The organism is Georgfuchsia toluolica (genome assembly GCF_907163265.1).
GTDB classification, from domain to species: domain Bacteria; phylum Pseudomonadota; class Gammaproteobacteria; order Burkholderiales; family Rhodocyclaceae; genus Georgfuchsia; species Georgfuchsia toluolica.
Genome location: NZ_CAJQUM010000001.1, coordinates 1,356,801 through 1,374,028 on the forward strand (window position 1 = coordinate 1,356,801; position 17,228 = coordinate 1,374,028).

At 61.6% G+C, this 17,228-nt stretch carries 16 protein-coding genes; all 16 read right to left on the reverse strand.

Annotation, left to right across the window (positions count from 1 at the left end; translation table 11 throughout):
• Positions 1–17 precede the first annotated feature (17 nt).
• A complete protein-coding gene (locus K5E80_RS06435) occupies positions 18–434 on the reverse strand; it encodes a YdbL family probable chaperone protein (RefSeq protein WP_343213234.1) in 417 nt (138 codons plus the stop codon).
• Positions 431–628 carry a hypothetical protein gene (locus K5E80_RS06440; RefSeq protein WP_220635383.1) on the reverse strand — a complete coding sequence of 66 codons (198 nt, stop codon included), beginning with the start codon at positions 626–628 and terminating at the stop codon, positions 431–433. Before K5E80_RS06440 ends, K5E80_RS06435 begins: the two co-directional genes overlap by 4 nt.
• The gene (locus tag K5E80_RS06445; RefSeq protein WP_220635384.1) at positions 625–2,559 is read right to left on the reverse strand and encodes a hypothetical protein; all 1,935 of its coding nucleotides are present in this window, start codon (positions 2,557–2,559) and stop codon (positions 625–627) included. Before K5E80_RS06445 ends, K5E80_RS06440 begins: the two co-directional genes overlap by 4 nt.
• Positions 2,519–3,424, reverse strand: coding sequence for a cysteine synthase CysM (gene cysM, locus K5E80_RS06450; RefSeq protein WP_220635385.1), 906 nt, complete (start codon positions 3,422–3,424; stop codon positions 2,519–2,521). Before cysM ends, K5E80_RS06445 begins: the two co-directional genes overlap by 41 nt.
• Before the next feature lie 10 nt (positions 3,425–3,434).
• Positions 3,435–4,427: an ADP-glyceromanno-heptose 6-epimerase gene (rfaD, locus tag K5E80_RS06455; protein WP_220635386.1), complete on the reverse strand. Its 993-nt coding sequence runs from the start codon at positions 4,425–4,427 to the stop codon at positions 3,435–3,437.
• Between the two features lie 14 nt (positions 4,428–4,441).
• Entirely contained in the window at positions 4,442–5,371 is a 930-nt protein-coding gene (gene rfaE1 / locus K5E80_RS06460; RefSeq protein ID WP_220635387.1) for a D-glycero-beta-D-manno-heptose-7-phosphate kinase, read from the reverse strand.
• Between the two features lie 118 nt (positions 5,372–5,489).
• Positions 5,490–6,812 (reverse strand): UDP-glucose dehydrogenase family protein, encoded by a 1,323-nt coding sequence (locus K5E80_RS06465; RefSeq protein ID WP_220635388.1) that lies wholly within the window; start codon positions 6,810–6,812, stop codon positions 5,490–5,492.
• A gap of 12 nt (positions 6,813–6,824) precedes the next feature.
• The gene (lapB, locus tag K5E80_RS06470) at positions 6,825–8,012 is read right to left on the reverse strand and encodes a lipopolysaccharide assembly protein LapB (RefSeq protein ID WP_220635389.1); all 1,188 of its coding nucleotides are present in this window, start codon (positions 8,010–8,012) and stop codon (positions 6,825–6,827) included.
• A 3-nt stretch (positions 8,013–8,015) separates the two neighbouring features.
• Complete coding sequence (locus K5E80_RS06475) at positions 8,016–8,264, reverse strand: lipopolysaccharide assembly protein LapA domain-containing protein (protein WP_220635390.1); 249 nt, start codon at positions 8,262–8,264, stop codon at positions 8,016–8,018.
• Positions 8,265–8,332: 68 nt separating this feature from the next.
• A complete protein-coding gene (locus tag K5E80_RS06480; protein ID WP_220635391.1) occupies positions 8,333–8,617 on the reverse strand; it encodes an integration host factor subunit beta in 285 nt (94 codons plus the stop codon).
• A 17-nt stretch (positions 8,618–8,634) separates the two neighbouring features.
• Positions 8,635–10,320, reverse strand: coding sequence for a 30S ribosomal protein S1 (rpsA, locus tag K5E80_RS06485; RefSeq protein ID WP_220635392.1), 1,686 nt, complete (start codon positions 10,318–10,320; stop codon positions 8,635–8,637).
• Between the two features lie 100 nt (positions 10,321–10,420).
• The gene (locus K5E80_RS06490; protein WP_220635393.1) at positions 10,421–12,415 is read right to left on the reverse strand and encodes a bifunctional 3-phosphoshikimate 1-carboxyvinyltransferase/cytidylate kinase; all 1,995 of its coding nucleotides are present in this window, start codon (positions 12,413–12,415) and stop codon (positions 10,421–10,423) included.
• Between the two features lie 117 nt (positions 12,416–12,532).
• The gene (locus K5E80_RS06495) at positions 12,533–13,420 is read right to left on the reverse strand and encodes a prephenate dehydrogenase (RefSeq protein WP_220635394.1); all 888 of its coding nucleotides are present in this window, start codon (positions 13,418–13,420) and stop codon (positions 12,533–12,535) included.
• Positions 13,421–13,528: 108 nt separating this feature from the next.
• Entirely contained in the window at positions 13,529–14,632 is a 1,104-nt protein-coding gene (hisC, locus tag K5E80_RS06500; RefSeq protein ID WP_220635395.1) for a histidinol-phosphate transaminase, read from the reverse strand.
• Complete coding sequence (gene der, locus K5E80_RS06505) at positions 14,629–15,963, reverse strand: ribosome biogenesis GTPase Der (protein ID WP_220635396.1); 1,335 nt, start codon at positions 15,961–15,963, stop codon at positions 14,629–14,631. The genes hisC and der overlap by 4 nt, the downstream gene beginning before the upstream one ends.
• Before the next feature lie 125 nt (positions 15,964–16,088).
• A complete protein-coding gene (bamB, locus tag K5E80_RS06510) occupies positions 16,089–17,228 on the reverse strand; it encodes an outer membrane protein assembly factor BamB (RefSeq protein WP_220635397.1) in 1,140 nt (379 codons plus the stop codon).

Genomic DNA, 17,228 nt, shown 5'->3' on the forward strand with positions numbered 1-17,228 from the left:
TCGCGGGAATGACGAACTTACTTCTTTTGCTGCCACGCCCCCGTGGCGTTCTGCACCCACCAGCCAGCCGGAGCGCGGTCGATCCAGCGCTGGGCGAAGGTGGCGCGGATGTCCTTCTCCCATCCCGGGTTACCGTTGACGCGGGCAATCTCGCGATACAGCGCGGCGCGATCCTCGTTCTCTGCCGCGACGAGGCGGTTCACGGTCTGGCGCTGGGCCAGTGGCACGGCGCCCGCTTCGCGCAGCAAGACGACAGTGCCATCGTTGCCCAGCCCGACAGCGGCGCTGTCGTACCAGGGCTTGAGCTGGCCGTGGCGCGCAGACATGCTGGCCTTGAGCTGGTTGATGACGGGAGAATCAACGTCCAGATTGCCTTCGGCGAAAACCGCGCTGGCACAGAACAACAGCAGGAACAACAGTCTGCGTAACATCATGGCTTCTCCGGTTTGTCATTGACAGGTGGCGGGACGGCGGGCGCCGCTCCCGCGCTGCCGGGCTGCCAGATTTCGTCGATGATCTTGTCGGCGGCCTTCTCGGCGGCGGAGGCGGGAAAGTAAATATTAATGGTGACGCAGCCGGCGAGGAACAGGGCGGCAGAAAGCGTAGTTGAAACCGTCAGTAGCTTCATTCGATAACAGCCTTTGTCTTGCCCGCGATCACGGCTTTGAGGCGCGATACGAGCAGGTTCCAGTCGATGCTGCGATTGTAGCCCATCACCTTGACGGCCGGGATGCCGCTGCCTTGCACCAGCACATAGCCGTCTCCCTCGGGGACGATGCCTTCCATGTGGCATACCTTGTCCTTGAGCACGCAGCCGAAGCCGATGCGGTCGTAGCTGAAGGTGTTGAAAAAACCGGCGGCGGGAATCGCCCGCACTGCCGCGGCACCTGCCGCACCGCCCAGTGCGGAGATATCGATCAGGGCGCCGCGGCTGATGGCGCGCTTGTAGTTGCCGGGGCTGCTGGCGAGATAGGCGCGGAAGGCCAGAGGCTTCCAGTCCTGCAGTTCGAGGCCATTGATGTCGGCGTCGAGGCGGCCGACGATGCTGCCGAAGGAGAACGTGCTGGTGAGCAATCCCAGGTCGAGACGGCGCGCCTCCACATCGGCAACGAAGCGCGAAGTGCGGGACAGGGGATCGATGAGTTGCAGCTTGCGGACCACGACGCGGCCATCGAAGACGTCGATGCTCATGTCACCGCCCAGGTTGAGTACATGATCGGCATAGTAGGCAGCGGGAATGCGCATGGTCAGGCTGCCGGCCATGGGTGGCAGCTTCATGGCGGCAGTCAGGCGCGGCATCGACACGCCCTCGATGCCGCCGGAAAAGCCCCCGGTCCACGCTGCGCCGGGACGCTTGGCGTGGAAGTCGTCGATATGGATGCGGCCATCGAGAAAGGGAATGACTGCCTTCGATACGGCGACATCGAAACCATGCAGGCGCAGCGGGATGCGAAATCCGCCCAGCGGGAATTCGTCGAGCATGCCCCCCGCGACCGAAACCGAGGCCGCCGATTCGTCATGGTGCGACCATGGCACGCTGGCGCTCACGCCCGTCAGGGTCAGGCGTCCCGTGCTTTCCTTGAAGGTGGCATCCTCGATGCCGGCGTAAAACGATTGCAAGGCGCCATCGGCCCATTCGGCGGCATAGCGCGTAGTGCCGCTGGCGTTGATTCCGGGCAGGCCGCGGGCATCGAGCATGGGCTGCACCCAGTCCTTCACCGCTACGGAAAGATCAAGCGGTTCGGTGACGAAGCCCCAGCGTCGAACCTGGCCCGCCTTCCGGTCCCAACTCAGGCCCGCTGTCAGGCTGCCCAGGCGGTCGAAGGTAAGACGTGCCTGATCGACCTGAATCTGCGCCGGCGTCACCGTCCCCGCGGCGGTCATGCGTACGCCGGCACGCCGGTACCAGGGCGACCAGAAGGCCTCCCCGCCGGACCAGTCGGCCGAGGCCCGCCATTGCCAGCGATCCCCCGCTCGTTGCGCCGCCACGGCAACTTTGCCGGCGATGCCTTCGCCGGCAATGCCGTAGTCATCGGTATTGAAGCCAAGGCCGCGCACGGCAAAATCGAAGTTGGCCTGCTCGCGGTCGGCCGTGAGCCTGAGGTCGAAGCGGCCGGAGGGATGCCAGCGGCGCAGGCGTTTGACGACCGTGGACCAGGCCGCCACATCGGCGTCCTGCAAGGTCAGTTGCAGTTTGCCGCTGTCAAAACGATAGTCGAGCGTGAAGGACAACGGCGGGCGCTGCCCCCGGCGCAGAGTTCCCTCACGGCAGGACAGCGCAGCGATATCAAGATGAAAGGCGTTGCAATGAAGTTTCAGGTCGCGAAAACGGCTGTCGCCAATTTTCAGTTCGGCGACAGTGACATCAGCCCGGCCGGGATGAAAGGCGTCGAAAGCAACGCGCACTGCGCGGGCGCTGAAGGCGCTGTGTTCAAGCATATCGAGGGTAATATCGATCTGCTGCGCCCGTACCGGCAGTATGACCAGCACCAGGCCGGCCAGCAGGCAGGCAGGCAGCTTATGCAGGAAAGATGCCGGTGGAAAGATAACGGTCGCCACGGTCGCAGACGATGCTCACGATCACGGCATTCTCGACTTCGGCGGCGATGCGCAGCGCGACATGCAGGGCGCCGCCAGACGAAACGCCGGCGAAAATGCCTTCTTCCGCGGCGAGGCGCCGCGTCATGATTTCGGCATCGGACTGGCTCACGTTTTCGACGCGGTCGACACGCGAACGATCGAAAATCTTCGGTAGATAGGCTTCCGGCCATTTGCGGATGCCGGGAATCTGCGAGCCTTCCTCGGGCTGGCAGCCGATGATCTGGATCGCCGGATTGACTTCCTTGAAATAGCGCGAGCAGCCCATGATGGTGCCGGTGGTACCCATGCTCGATACAAAATGGGTAATCCTGCCCTCGCTGTCGCGCCAGATTTCGGGGCCGGTGCCTTCGTAATGGGCCAGCGGGTTGTCCGGGTTGGCGAACTGGTCGAGCATGATGCCCTTGCCCTCAGTCACCATTTTTTCGGCCAGGTCGCGCGCGCCTTCCATGCCGCCCGCTTTTGAGGTCAGCACCAGGTCGGCGCCATAGGCGCGCATGGTCTGCACGCGCTCGACGCTCTGGTGCTCGGGCATGATCAACACCATGCGATAACCGCGCATCGCCGCGACCATGGCCAGCGCGATCCCGGTGTTGCCCGAGGTCGCTTCAATCAGCGTATCGCCGGGCTTGATGCTGCCGCGCGCTTCGGCACAGGCGATCATTGATAGCGCGGGGCGGTCCTTCACCGAGCCGGCGGGATTGTTGCCTTCGAGCTTGGCGAGGATGACGTTGTTGCGGCGCGCGTTGTCCGCGCCGGCAGCGTAAGGAATGCGCTGCAAGCGCACCAGCGGCGTGTTGCCGACAAAAGTTTCCAGCGTCTTCATGCCGCTGTTTTCATGACTGCGCCAGGACGGCGACATACTTGGCGACGCCCTCTTCGACGCTGGCGAACTGCCCCTGGTAGCCGGCGGAGTGCAGGCGGCTGAGATCGGCCTCGGTAAAGCTCTGGTACTTGCCGACGAGCTGCGGCGGAAAAGGGATGTACTCGACGATGCCCTGCCCTACCAGCTCCGCCAGAGACAATGCCGGCTTGCCTTCCAGTGCACGGCAGGCATTGACGGTTGCCGCAGCCAGTTCATTGAAGGTCTGCGCACGGCCGGTGCCGAGATTGAAAATGCCCGAGCGCTGCGGATGGTCGAGAAAATCAAGGTTCACCTTGGCCACATCATCGACGAACACGAAGTCGCGCCGCTGCTCGCCATTGGCATAACCAGCGCTGCCCTCGAACAGCCTGACCTTGCCGCTCTCGCGATACTGGTTGAAATGATGGAAGGCCACCGAGGCCATGCGCCCCTTGTGCTGCTCGCGCGGGCCATAGACATTGAAATAGCGGAAACCGGCGATCTGCGAGCAGGCATCGTGCAAGCGGCGGCGCACTGCCTGGTCGAACTGGAACTTGGAATAGCCATACACGTTAAGCGGCGCTTCGCATTCGCGCATTTCGCGGAACACCGAACCGGCGCCGTATACCGATGCGCTCGACGCATAGAGAAACTGCACTTCGTCTTCGAGGCAGAAATCAAGCAGGGTCAGCGAGTAACGATAGTTGTTCTCCATCATGAAGCGGCCGTCGCTTTCCATGGTATCGGAGCAGGCGCCCTCATGCAAAATGGCTTCGATCACGCCATCGAAATGGCCCGCGCCGATTTGCTCGATGAACTCTGCCTTGTCCATGTAGTCGGCGATATCGCAATCGGCGAGGTTGCGGCACTTGTCGCCCTGAGTCAGGTCATCGACGGCAATGATATTGGTCAGGCCGCGCCGGTTCAGCGCCTTGACGATATTGGCGCCGATGAATCCGGCAGCGCCTGTCACCACGTAATACATGAGAATCCTTTTGGCTAAATCGCGGTTTTAAGTTCTTCCAGTGTAGCAACAGCGGTACCAAGTTTGGCGACCACGATGCCGGCGGCCCGGTTGGCAAGTTTCATTGCATCGGCCAGCGTGGCGCCGCTGGCCAGCATCACCGCCAGGGTCGCAATCACCGTGTCTCCGGCGCCACTGACATCGAATACCTCGCGCGCCTTGGCTGCTTCATGTATCTCCCCCTGTGCCGTAAACAGGGTCATGCCCTCTTCGGAGCGCGTCAGCAGAATCGCTTCCAGGCCCAACTCGGCACGCAGCTTCTGCGCGCGCGCGGTGAGGTCGGCCTCGCTCTTCCAACGGCCGACGACATCGCGCAGCTCGGCCCGGTTCGGCGTAATCAGCGTGGCGCCGGCATAACGGGCGTAGTCGTCGCCCTTGGGATCGGCCAGCACCGGTTTGCCGGCGGCGCGCGCCATGCGGATCATCTCGGTGATATGGGTCAGGCCACCCTTGCCGTAATCGGAAAGTATGATGGCATCGCAATCGGAGAGGCGTTGCTCAAAATCGGCCAGCTTGTCGCGCAGCACTTCATGGTCCGGCGCATTTTCGAAATCGATGCGGATCAGTTGCTGCTGGCGTGCCACGACGCGCAGCTTGACCGTGGTTTTGAGTTGGGCGTCCTCATGCAGGCGGGCGTCGATGTCCGCTTCCTTCAGCAGTCGCGCCAGGGTCTGTCCCGGTTCATCGGCGCCGACCACCGACAGCAATGCCGTACGCGCGCCCAGCGCCACACAATTGCGTGCGACGTTCGCCGCACCGCCAGGACGATCTTCGGTGCGTTCCACCTTCGCCACCGGTACCGGTGCCTCGGGTGAAATGCGCGATACGTCGCCGAACCAGTAGCGGTCCAGCATGACATCGCCGACGATGAGGACACGGGCTTTCGAAGTGCCAGGTATCTTCATTTTTAAAATCTCACCACTAAGATACCAAGATCACCAAGCAGCACCAAGGAAAAGCGCTCTTGAATTTTGTGTTCTTTGTGCATCTTTGTGTCCTTGGTGTCTTGGTGGTTAAAGTTTTTTATTTCCTGCCGATCGCGAAGTATTCCAGCCCTGCCTTGCGCGGGTGCTGCGGATCGTAGAGATTGCGCCCGTCGAATACCACCGGGTGCTTGAGCGCAGCCTTGATGGCGTCCCAATCGGGACTGCGGAATTCCTTCCATTCGGTAGAGATCGCCAGCGTATCAGCGCCGACCAGGGCATCAATCGGCGACTGGGCGAACACAATTCGCTTGTCCTCGCCAAGGATGCGCTTGGCCTCATGAATTGCAACCGGATCGTAGGCCCGCACCCTGGCGCCACGCTTCAGCAGTTCCTCGATCAAGACCAGACTCGGCGCTTCGCGCATGTCATCGGTATTGGGCTTGAAGGCCAGGCCCCACAGCGCAAAGGTCATGCCGGACAGATCGGTGCCAAAGCGTTTGACGATCTTCTGCGTCAGCACATGCTTCTGCGCTTCGTTGGCTTCCTCGACGGCCTGCAGCACCTTGAGTCCCTGCCCCGCTTCGCTCGCGGTGCGGATCAGCGCCTGCACGTCCTTGGGAAAACAGGAACCGCCATAGCCACAGCCGGGGTAGAGAAAGTGATAGCCGATGCGCGGATCGGAACCGATGCCCTGCCGCACCAGTTCGATGTCTGCGCCGAGCTTCTCGGCCAGGTTGGCCAATTCGTTCATGAAGCTGATACGCGTCGCCAGCATGGCGTTGGCGGCGTACTTGGTCAATTCGGCGCTCTTCACGTCCATCATGATGAGGCGCTCGTGATTGCGCTGGAACGGCGCATAAAGCTGGCGCATCAATTCAATCGCCTTTGCATCCTCGGCACCGACGACAATGCGATCCGGCTTCATGAAGTCGTCGACCGCCGCGCCCTCCTTGAGGAACTCAGGATTGGATACGACGGAAAAGGGGATGCCGGCACTGCGCGCCTTCAGTTCCTCGGCAATCGCGGCACGCACTTTATCGGCAGTGCCGACCGGCACGGTGCTCTTGTCCACGACGACCTTGTAGTCCTTCATGTACCTGCCGATATTGCGCGCCGCGGCGACGACATACTGGAGGTCGGCGGAACCGTCCTCGTCCGGCGGCGTGCCGACGGCGATGAACTGAATCTGGCCATGCGCGACGGCAGCTTCGATATCGGTGGTGAAGCGCAGGCGTCCGGCTGCCTCATTCTTGCGCACCATGGCCTCCAGACCAGGTTCATAAATGGGAATACCGCCTTCATTGAGGATGCGAATCTTGTCCGTATCGAGATCCAGGCAAAGCACGTCATTGCCGACATCGGCGAGACAGGTGCCGCTGACCAGACCGACATAGCCCGTTCCTACAACAGTTACTTTCATGGTGCCAAATCCTCAGGGTGCCAAATCGAATTCCTCGGTACGCCGCGGCGGATAAGTCTCCCAACCGCCGCAGGCCGGGCAGCGCCAGTAGAACTGGCGCGCCTTGAAACCGCAATTGTCGCAGCGGTAGCGCGCCACGCGGCGCGTGTGCGCATGGATCAGGTTCTTCATCAGTTCGAGATCGGGCCGGCGCTCCGGCGGTGCGATATAGATCTGCGCCTCAAGCAGCTTGTCAAGTCCGATCAGGGTTGGGTTGCGGCGCAGTTCATCGCGCACGCACTGGTAAGCCGCCTCGGGGCCGCCGGCTTCCATCTCGGCGCTGACCACGACATCGAGCAGGTCGAGCGAGGAATGCCGTTCGAGATAGGCGCGCAGCAATTGCAGGCCCTGTTCCGTGCGGCCCGCCTTGCGATGGGCCTGCATCAGCTTGTCCGCCACCAGGGCCAGGTAGACGGCATTCTGCGCTTCGACTCGCGTCCAGGCCGCGATTGCGCCCTCGGTATCGTTCTCGCTCCAGGCCAGATCGCCCTGCAGGATGGTGGCGCGAATGCACTTGCGATTGGCATTGATCGCCTGTTCCAGGTGCTCGCGCGTCGCGGCATTGTGGCCGTGCATCAGCTCATTCGCGGCCAGTTCGCAGTGAAACTCGGCAATCTCGTTATGCCACAGGTGGTCGCCGTGGCTGCCCAGTTCCCCGGCAATGGCAATGGCACGAGCCCATTCCTTTTCCTGCTGATAGATTTCGAGCAGGGCCTTCAGGGCGTCCTCGTCGCGGCTGGTGCCGCGCAGCTTGATGAAGATTTCCTCGGCGCGATCCAGCAGGCCGGCCTTGAGATAATCCTGACCCAATTCCGAGAGCGCCTGCACGCGTTGCTCGTCGCTGAGCCGGCCGCTTTCCATATCGCGTTCGACCAGGTTCTTGTGAATGCGGATGGCCCGGTCGGTTTCGCCGCGACGGCGGAACAGGCTGCCGAGGGTAAAGTGCAGTTCAACAGTTTCGGGATCCACCTTGGCCGCTTCGAGGAAAGCCTCGATCGCCTTGTCCGGCTGCTCGTTGAGCAGGAAGTTCAAGCCATGGAAATAGGAACGAGGCAGTGCACGCGACTCCCTGACCAGATGGCGGATATCGATACGCGCGGCAATCCAGCCCAGCGCGAAAAACAGGGGCAGTACCAGCAGCCACCAGAGTTCGATTGCCACGAGCTAGCTCCGATCGCCGACGCGGCGTTTTAAGCGGCCCAACTCACGCCGCTGTCGCAGCAGGGTGGCCGTGGCGGCGGAAATGCCCACCACTACTCCAAGCACAAAAACACCCAGCACAACCAGCGACAGCGGTGCATCAACATGCCGATCAAAATAAAAGCGCAAGTCGACCGTCGCACTGTTCTTGACGGCAAGGCCGAACAGGGCAAAGAAAACGACAAAACGCAAAATCCAGATCAGGGTCTTCATTTTTCTCCACGCACAAAAAAGGCGGTATCCGCCAAGAATACCGCCCGTGGATGCTCATCATTCAACCGTCATGTCCTCAGATCGACACGTTCCCGCAGTTCCTTGCCTGGCTTGAAGTGCGGCACGTACTTTGCCGGAACCCGCACCTTCTCGCCTGACTTTGGGTTGCGCCCGAGACGCGGCGGCCGGTAGTTGAGCGAGAAGCTGCCAAAACCGCGAATCTCGATGCGGCCGCCTTGCGCCAACGCGTCGGTCAGCGCATCCAGAATCACTTTCACGGCGAAATCTGCATCCTTCGCCGCCAGTTGCGGGTAACGTGCCGCCAGCAGGGTAATGAGCTCGGACTTGGTCATGAGTGACTATGCAAGACTCAGTTTTGATTGAGTTTGGCCTTGAGCAGTGCGCCCAGATTGGTCGTGCCGCTGCTGGCTGAGGTGTCGGCGGCAAGCTTCTGCATGGCCTCATTCTGCTCGACCTGATCCTTGGCCTTGACCGAGAGGCTGATCGAGCGGGTCTTGCGATCCACGTTGATGATCATCACCTCGATGTCATTGCCTTCCTTCAGCTCGGTACGCAGGTCTTCGATGCGATCGCGTGAGAATTCGGATACGCGCAGATAGCCTTCGATTTCACCGCCCAGGTCGATCACGGCACCCTTCTGGTCGACGCTCTTCACCTTGCCGTTGACGATGCTGTTCTTGTCGTGAGTGGCAATGTAGCTGGTGAAGGGATCGCCATCCATCTGCTTGATACCGAGCGAGATGCGTTCCTTCTCGACGTCGATGGCCAGCACCACGGCCTCCACTTCGTCGCCCTTCTTGTAGTTCTGCTTGGCTTCCTCGCCGGTCACGTTCCAGGACAGATCGGAGAGATGCACCAGGCCGTCGATGCCGCCGGGCAGGCCGATGAAAATGCCGAAGTCGGTGATCGACTTGATGGCGCCCTTTACCTTGTCGCCCTTCTTGTGGTTGATCGCGAAGTCGTCCCACGGGTTGGGCTGGCACTGTTTGATGCCAAGCGAGATGCGGCGGCGTTCTTCGTCGATTTCGAGAATCATGACTTCGACTTCGTCGCCGAGCTGCACCACCTTGGAGGGATGGATGTTCTTGTTGGTCCAGTCCATTTCAGAGACGTGGACCAGGCCTTCGATGCCCTGTTCAATCTCGACGAACGCACCATAGTCGGTGAGGTTGGTGACCTTGCCGAAGAGGCGGGTGCCGGAAGGATAACGGCGCGCGATTCCCACCCACGGATCTTCGCCGAGCTGCTTCATGCCGAGCGAAACGCGATTCTTTTCCTGGTCGAACTTGAGCACCTTGGCGGTGACTTCGTCGCCGACATTGATGACTTCCGACGGGTGACGCACGCGACGCCAGGCCAGGTCGGTGATGTGGAGCAGACCGTCGATGCCGCCCAGATCGACAAACGCGCCGTAATCGGTGATGTTCTTGACGATGCCCTTGACGATGGTGCCTTCCTGCAATGTTTCGAGCAGCTTTTGGCGGTCTTCGCCCATGTTGGCTTCAAGCACGGCGCGGCGCGACAACACGACATTGTTGCGTTTGCGATCAAGCTTGATGACCTTGAATTCGAATTCCTTGCCTTCGAACGGCGTAGTGTCCTTGACCGGGCGGGTGTCAACCAGCGAACCGGGGAGGAAGGCGCGAATGCCGTTGGCCATGACGGTAAGACCGCCCTTGACCTTGCCCGTGATCAGGCCCTTGACCAGGATGCCTTCGTTCATTGCCTTGTCGAGATCGTTCCAGGCGGCGATACGCTTGGCTTTCTCGCGGCTCAAACGCGTCTCGCCATAGCCGTCTTCGAGCATTTCGATGGCGACGGCGACGTAGTCGCCGGGCTTGACGTCGATGATGCCGGCGTCATTCTTGAATTCTTCGGCGGCGATGAAGCTTTCGGATTTGAGTCCGGCATTGACGACCACATAGTTCTGGTCGACGCGGACGACTTCGGCGGTGATGACCTCGCCGGCGCGCATTTCCTGGCGCTGCAGGCTTTCTTCAAAAAGGCTGGCAAAACTTTCGGCTACTGCTGACATTGAGTTGGGACCTTCATATACACCGGCATCTTTAGGTATGCACGGTGGGTTAGTTGCTCAAAGCTTGCCTCGACTGGCGCCGCTGCAAACACCCTGCGTTTCAGCGCTTGCCGTCAACCGCGTCCCGGGCCCAGCCCAGTACCGCATCGACTGCCTGCTCGATGGACAATTCGGTCGTATCGAGCAGATGCGCATCCTCGCCCTTCCGCAGGGGCGCCACGCTGCGGGAGGCATCCCGTTCATCGCGTTCGCGCAAATCCTGAAGAAGGGGCCGAATATTAGCAGCAACCCCCTTTGCGATCAACTGTTTATATCGCCGTTCCGCGCGCGCCTCGACCGAGGCGGTGAGAAAAATTTTGACTTCTGCCTGCGGGAACACCACCGAGCCCATATCGCGCCCGTCCGCCACCAGGCCGGGCCAGCGCCGATAGGCGCGCTGCCGCTCAATCAGCGCCGCACGCACGGCCGGCAATGCAGCCACTTTCGACGAGGCAGCCGACATTTCCTCGCTGCGAATGGCCTCCGTCACATCGTTGCCCGAGAGCAACACCTGGTCGCCCCTGAACTCGGCCGACAAAGCCGCGGCAATCGCGGCGATGCCGGCCTCGTCGTCGTACCCCACTCCGGCCTGTTGGCCGGCCAATGCCACCAGACGATACAGGGACCCGCTGTCGAGATAGCCATAGCCCAAGGCATTTGCCACCCGTTGCGCCACCGTGCCCTTGCCGGAAGCCGACGGCCCGTCGATCGCAATTACCGGTGCGGTGATTTCCGCAAAGCGGTCGAAGTAATCGGGGAAGGTTTTGGCGACGCAGTTCGGATCGAGAATCCGTACCGGCACGCCGCCCAGCGCCACCAGCGAAAAGCACATCGCCATGCGGTGGTCGTCGTAAGTGGCGATAGAAGCATGAGGCGTGAGGTGTGAGGTGTAAGGAGGAGAGACCTTCAGCCAATCATCCCCTTCTTCGACTATCGCGCCGACTTTTCTCAATTCCGTTGCCATAGCGACAATGCGGTCGGTTTCCTTAACGCGCCAACTGGCGATGTTGCGCAGGGTGCACGGGCCGTCGGCAAACAGCGCTGCCACAGCCAGCGTCATCGCCGCATCGGGAATGTGATTGAGGTCAAGATCAAAGGCGCGCAGCTTGCTCCCCTCTCCCGCATCAGCGGGAGAGGGGCTGGGGATGAGGGCAGACAATGGCCCACGCGCTTCAATCCAGTTGTCACCCATCCCGATGCGCGCGCCCAGGCTGGCCAGCGCGTCGGCGAAAGCCACATCGCCCTGGATGCTGTTTCGACCCACTCCTTCGACCCGCACTGGCCCACCGGCAATCGCCCCCGCCGCCAGAAAGTACGAGGCCGACGAGGCATCGCCTTCGACGTGAATCGTACCGGGGCTGACATAGCGCTGCCCCGCGGCAATCGTGAATCTCGACCAGCCTTCGCGCTCGACCTTGACGCCGAAGCGCGCCATCAGATTCAGCGTGATCTCGATATAGGGTTTGGAGATGAGTTCGGTTGTCATCTCGATCACGGCGGTTTGACCCATGAGTGGCAATGCCATCAGCAAGGCGGTGAGGAACTGCGACGAGACGTCGCCGCGCACCTGGATCGGCGCCGACAAATTGATCTGTGCAGGCAGCACTTGCAGCGGCGGGAAACCCGCGTTGCCGAGATAGCGCACCTCGGCGCCAATCTGGGTGAGGCCGTCGACGAGGTCGCGAATCGGCCGTTCGTGCATGCGCGCCACACCGGACAACTGGTAATGACCAGCGGATAAGGCCAGCGCCGCCGTCAGCGGCCGGAATGCGGTGCCCGCATTGCCCAGAAAAAGCTCGGCCTGCTTGATGGGGAACGGCCCGGCCGCTCCCTTCACCCGGTAACTGTCCGCGCCGGCAGATTCAATGCCGATGCCCAACTGGCGCAGAGCCGCCAGCATCACGCGCGTGTCATCTGAATCGAGCAGATCGGCAACCACGGTCTCGCCCTGCGCCAGCGCCGCCAGCAGCAAGACGCGATTGGAAATGCTCTTCGAGCCGGGGAGCCGCACCGTGCCCGCAGCGCGATGCAATACGGGAATATCGAGATGGTTCATAGATTGGACTTATGCAATGAGCAATATGCAGAATGCGCGCTTACGTTTGAGGCGGAGTAATAAGGGACGAGTAATAAGGGACAGACCACGATTTTCTTTCCAAATCGCCTTGTCAATTTACTCTTCCGCGTTTTCGCTCATACCATGCAGCCATTCATCGCGCGCCTGGCGCGCGGCGGCAAACACCGCTTCCAGACCATTCGCATCCGCCGCCGCCAGCAGGGTACGCAGCCGCAGCAGCGCGGCCATGTAGGCATCGAGTTCGGCGATCAGCGGGGCGCGATTGACGATGCAGATGTCGCGCCACATTTCGGGGTGGCTGCTGGCAATCCGCGTGAAGTCGCGGAAACCGCCGGCGGCGAAACCGAACAGTTCGCCGGCGTTATCGCGCGCGGCGAATTCATGCACCAGCGCATAGGCCAGCAGATGCGGCAGATGGCTCACGGCAGCAAAGACGCGGTCATGCGCTGCGGTGCTCAGGATATCGACCTTGGCGCCGCAGGCTTCCCATGCCGTGCGCACCAGCGCGAGGCCATCCGTGCCGGTCGCGGAGCCAGGCGTCAGCACCACGCGACGGTCGCGATACAAATCTGCCTGCGCCGCGGCGGCGCCGCCTTTTTCAGAACCGGCGATCGGATGACCGGGCACGAATTGGGCAACGCGCGCACCAAGAATTCGCTCCGCCGCCTGCAATATATCGCGCTTGGTGCTGCCGCCATCGGTCACCACGGTATGCGCTTCGAGATGCGGCAGCAGCGCCTGCAGGGCGGCTTCCATGGCGCCGACCGGCATGGCCAGCAAGACCAGATCGGCGCCCTGCATGGCGCCGGCCCAATCGTCGGCAATGGCATCGATGACGCCGAGTTGTTTTGCGCGTTCCAGCGTTGCCCGCGTGCGGCCGATGCCGACCACTTCGCGCACCGCTCCGGCCTGCTTCAGCGCCAGGGCGAACGAACCGCCGATGAGGCCGACGCCGGCAATAACGATTTTGTTAAGTTTTACCATAAAAGCATTTAGCCACAGAGGACACAGAGATCACAGAGGAAAGACTTAAACCCAATGAGGCAATAAATTTCCTTTGCATTTCTCTATGCACTCTGTGTCCTCTGTGGCTTATGAATTTAACGCATTTTTCAAGGCTGCCAGAAACCGCTCGTTTTCCTGCTCCAGGCCAATGGTAACGCGCAGATGCTGCGGCATTTCGTAGCCGACCAGCGGGCGCACGATGACGCCCTGCCGGAGCAGGCGCTGATTGACCCCGGCGGCATCCGCGACGCGAAAGGTAATGAAGTTGCCGCGGGACGGAATCCATTCAAGTCCCAGTTCTTTCAACCCGGCTTCGATCTGCCGCATCCCGCGCCGGTTCAGTTCATGACTCTGGTCGACAAACGCCTTGTCGTCGAGTGCGGCGATGGCGGCGGCGGCGGCGAGATTGTTGACGTTGAAGGGCTGCCGCACGCGATTCATCAGGTCGGCCACTTCCGGCGCGGCAACGGCGTAGCCGACGCGCAGACCGGCGAGGCCATAGACCTTGGAGAAGGTCCGCGTCACGATCAGGTTGGGGAATTCATCGATCCAGCGCACCGTGTCGACACGCAAGTCAGGCGGCAGGTATTCGTTATAGGCCTCGTCGATCACCACCGCCACGTCGGCCGGCACGCCGCGCAGGAAGGCCTTGATATCGTCATAAGGCAGGAAAGTGCCGGTCGGATTGTTCGGGTTGGCAATCCACACCACGCGCGTGTCGGGACGCAGCGCGGCACGCATGGCGGCAAGATCGTGGCCGTAATTTTTGGCGGGAGTGACGATGCATTCCGCGCCCGTCATGACGGTCGCCAGCAAATACACGACAAAGGTATGTTGTGCCATGACGGCGGAACGGCCCGTGGTCAGGAACACGCGCGCCGCCAGATCCAGCACGTCGTTGGAGCCGTTGCCGAGCACGATCTGCTCGTGCCTTACCCGCAGATGGCTGGCCAGTGCCGCGGCCAGGTCGAAGGTGTCGGGATAGCGCTCTATGCCATTCATCGCTTTCTCGACCGCGGCACGCGCTTTCGGGCTTATGCCGAGCGGGTTTTCATTGGAGGCCAGCTTGACGATGCTCTCCAGCGGCAAGCCGATGTCGCGCGCCAGTTCGGTGACCGGCTTGCCCGGCACATAAGGCGAGATGGAGCGAATCCAGGCCGGCGACTGTTGGTAAAGGGTAGTCTGCGTCATTTCTTGTCGAAGGGATTGGTGGACGATTTGAAGCGGATTTGGAGCGGCGTGCCCTGCAGCTTGAAGATGTCAAGAAAGCTGCGTTCGAGATAGCGCGTGTAGGAGTCGGGGATCTGATCCAGCGCGTTGCCGTGGATCACGATGATGGGCGGGTTGCTGCCGCCCTGGTGCGCATAGCGCAGTTTGGGTCGAAACAGGCCGTGGCGCGGCGGACCCTGTTTTTCGACCACGGCCAGCAGGGCGCGCGTAAGCTTGGGCGTGGTCAGCTTGGCCATGGCGGCGGCATAAGCCTTGTCGACCGAGCCCAGCACGCCGCCGATGCCCTGCCCGTGCAGGGCGGAGATGTAATGCACGCGGGCGAAGCCGAGGAAATTGAGCTTGCGCTCGATGTCGATCTTGATGCGCTCGCGCCGATACGCGTCCACCGCATCCCATTTGTTGACCGCGATCACCAGCGCCCGCCCCGCTTCGATGATGAAACCGGCGATATGCGCGTCCTGATCCGAGATATCCTGACTGGCGTCCAGCATGAGTACAACGACATTGGCTTCCTCGATCGCCTGCAGCGTCTTGATCACGGAAAACTTTTCAATGGTCTCGAAAACCTTGCCCTTGCGCCGCAGCCCCGCGGTATCGATCAGCGTGTATTGGCGGCCGTTCTTCTCGAACTCGATTTCGATGGCGTCGCGCGTGGTGCCCGGCATGTCGAAGGCGATGACGCGATCTTCGCCGAGCAGGGTATTGATCAACGTGCTCTTGCCGACATTGGGGCGGCCGGCGATGGCCAAGCGTATACCCGGCGGCCCTGATAGCTGATCGCCTTTCTGCTCTTCCTCGTCGGGAAACGCTTCCAGCACCAGGTCAATCAATTCGTTGACGCCGTCGCCATGCGCCGCGGAAATAACCCGCGGTTCGCCACAACCGAGTTCATGGAACTCGGCGCCGACCACGGCGCGATCCATGCCTTCCGCCTTGTTCACCACCAGATGCAACGGCCGACCACTACGCCGCAACAGGTCGGCGATCACCTTGTCCTGCGGCGTCAGTCCGGTACGGCCATCGACGATGAACAGCAGCGCATCGGCTTCGGCGATCGCCGCTTCAGCCTGGCGCGCCATTTCATGCACGATGCCGTCTTTCACCAACGGCTCGAAGCCGCCGGTATCGACCGCAAGGAAGGGCCGGTGGCCGATGCGGCCATGCCCATAGTGGCGGTCGCGCGTGAGTCCCGGGATGTCGGCCACCAGCGCATCGCGCGAGCGCGTGAGGCGATTGAACAGCGTACTTTTGCCGACGTTGGGGCGACCCACGAGCACCAGCGTCGGTTTCATTCACATAACAGTCGCAACGCGACTCTCGATGCTCCCCTCTCCCCGCTGTGGGAGAGGGGCTGGGGGTGAGGGGGAAACGGCACAGTGTTCATGCTCGGCGCGACACTCGGTATCAGGCGCACGGCCTATTCAACACTTAGCGCATAAACGGCGCCCGACAGTGTTTGCACGACAATGCCATGGGCCATGCGCTGCGGCTCGGCGGCGATGGGGCTGTCCTCCTCCGTATTCAGACGCGCCGCAAAAGCGCCGTTCTGGCGATTCAACGCATGGACGATGCCGAGGTTGTCGGCCACCAGCACTGCATCGCCGATGATCAGCGGGCGCGACAGGCGGCGATTCGCCAGCTTGTCCTGCTTCCACAGGTTGAAGCCGTTGCTGATGTCGAAGGCCAGCACCGCGCCTTGATCGGCACTGACATAGACTGCCTTGTCGTCGGCATCGAGTCCGCCCATCGAGGAAATATCACGCGACCAGAGCTGATTGCCGTTGCTGACAGAAAAGCAGGTAACGCGCCCCTGGTAGGCAACCGCGCAGATATTGTCGCCGCCGGCTACGGGCGAACTGGTAATGTCGGTCACGCGCTCCAGTTCGGTAGCGCCCTTGGGCATGGCCACCGCGGCCTCCCACAATTGGGCGCCATTCGCGAGCGAGATCAGCACCAGTTTGCCGCCGGGGAAACCCGCAGCAACGCCGCCGGGCAACACGGCAACGCCGACATTGGAACGCAAGGTAAGCGCCGGCGTGCTGCGTTGATAGACCCAGCGCCGTTTGCCGCCGGCAACTTCGAAAGCCTCGATACGGGAATCGCTGCCGCGGACGATCACCAGATCGGCAGACACCGCGGGTACGGAAAGAATTTCCGTGCCGGTCGCCGCTTTCCACAATGACTTGCCGCTGGCCGCATCGAAAGCCAGTATTTCGCCCTTGGGTGTGCCGACGACAACGACCTTGCCATCGCTGCCGACACCGCCGGAAATGGTTTGGTCCGTCGCGATGCGCCAGACTTCCTTGCCGTTATCGAAACGGCTCAGCGCGCCATCCGCCGCGGCGACGAACACCGAACCACCCGCTACGGCGGGAGTCAGCACATAGGGTTCCGACTTGCCAACGCTGACATGCCAGAGCGTTTTCAGATTGACCGCCGTTTGAGTCAGCGGAGGAAGTTCAAGTGGTTTCAGCTTGTCCTTGCTGCTGGACCAAGGGTTCAGCGCAGAACAACCAACCAGCGAGACCATCAATAAAAGCGCAGAGATGCGCAGCAT

Excerpts from the sequence above, each read along its gene's own strand:
- cysM (WP_220635385.1), bottom strand. The coding sequence starts at position 3,424 with ATGAAGACGCTGGAAACTTTTGTCGGCAACACGCCGCTGGTGCGCTTG.
- K5E80_RS06495 (WP_220635394.1), bottom strand. The coding sequence starts at position 13,420 with ATGGTAAAACTTAACAAAATCGTTATTGCCGGCGTCGGCCTCATCGGC.
- K5E80_RS06440 (WP_220635383.1), bottom strand. The coding sequence starts at position 628 with ATGAAGCTACTGACGGTTTCAACTACGCTTTCTGCCGCCCTGTTCCTC.
- K5E80_RS06475 (WP_220635390.1), bottom strand. The coding sequence starts at position 8,264 with ATGAAGACCCTGATCTGGATTTTGCGTTTTGTCGTTTTCTTTGCCCTG.
- K5E80_RS06465 (WP_220635388.1), bottom strand. The coding sequence starts at position 6,812 with ATGAAAGTAACTGTTGTAGGAACGGGCTATGTCGGTCTGGTCAGCGGC.
- rpsA (WP_220635392.1), bottom strand. The coding sequence starts at position 10,320 with ATGTCAGCAGTAGCCGAAAGTTTTGCCAGCCTTTTTGAAGAAAGCCTG.
- K5E80_RS06435 (WP_343213234.1), bottom strand. The coding sequence starts at position 434 with ATGATGTTACGCAGACTGTTGTTCCTGCTGTTGTTCTGTGCCAGCGCG.
- rfaE1 (WP_220635387.1), bottom strand. The coding sequence starts at position 5,371 with ATGAAGATACCTGGCACTTCGAAAGCCCGTGTCCTCATCGTCGGCGAT.
- der (WP_220635396.1), bottom strand. The coding sequence starts at position 15,963 with ATGAAACCGACGCTGGTGCTCGTGGGTCGCCCCAACGTCGGCAAAAGT.
- hisC (WP_220635395.1), bottom strand. The coding sequence starts at position 14,632 with ATGACGCAGACTACCCTTTACCAACAGTCGCCGGCCTGGATTCGCTCC.
- K5E80_RS06490 (WP_220635393.1), bottom strand. The coding sequence starts at position 12,415 with ATGAACCATCTCGATATTCCCGTATTGCATCGCGCTGCGGGCACGGTG.
- rfaD (WP_220635386.1), bottom strand. The coding sequence starts at position 4,427 with ATGTATTACGTGGTGACAGGCGCTGCCGGATTCATCGGCGCCAATATC.
- K5E80_RS06480 (WP_220635391.1), bottom strand. The coding sequence starts at position 8,617 with ATGACCAAGTCCGAGCTCATTACCCTGCTGGCGGCACGTTACCCGCAA.
- bamB (WP_220635397.1), bottom strand. The coding sequence starts at position 17,228 with ATGCTGCGCATCTCTGCGCTTTTATTGATGGTCTCGCTGGTTGGTTGT.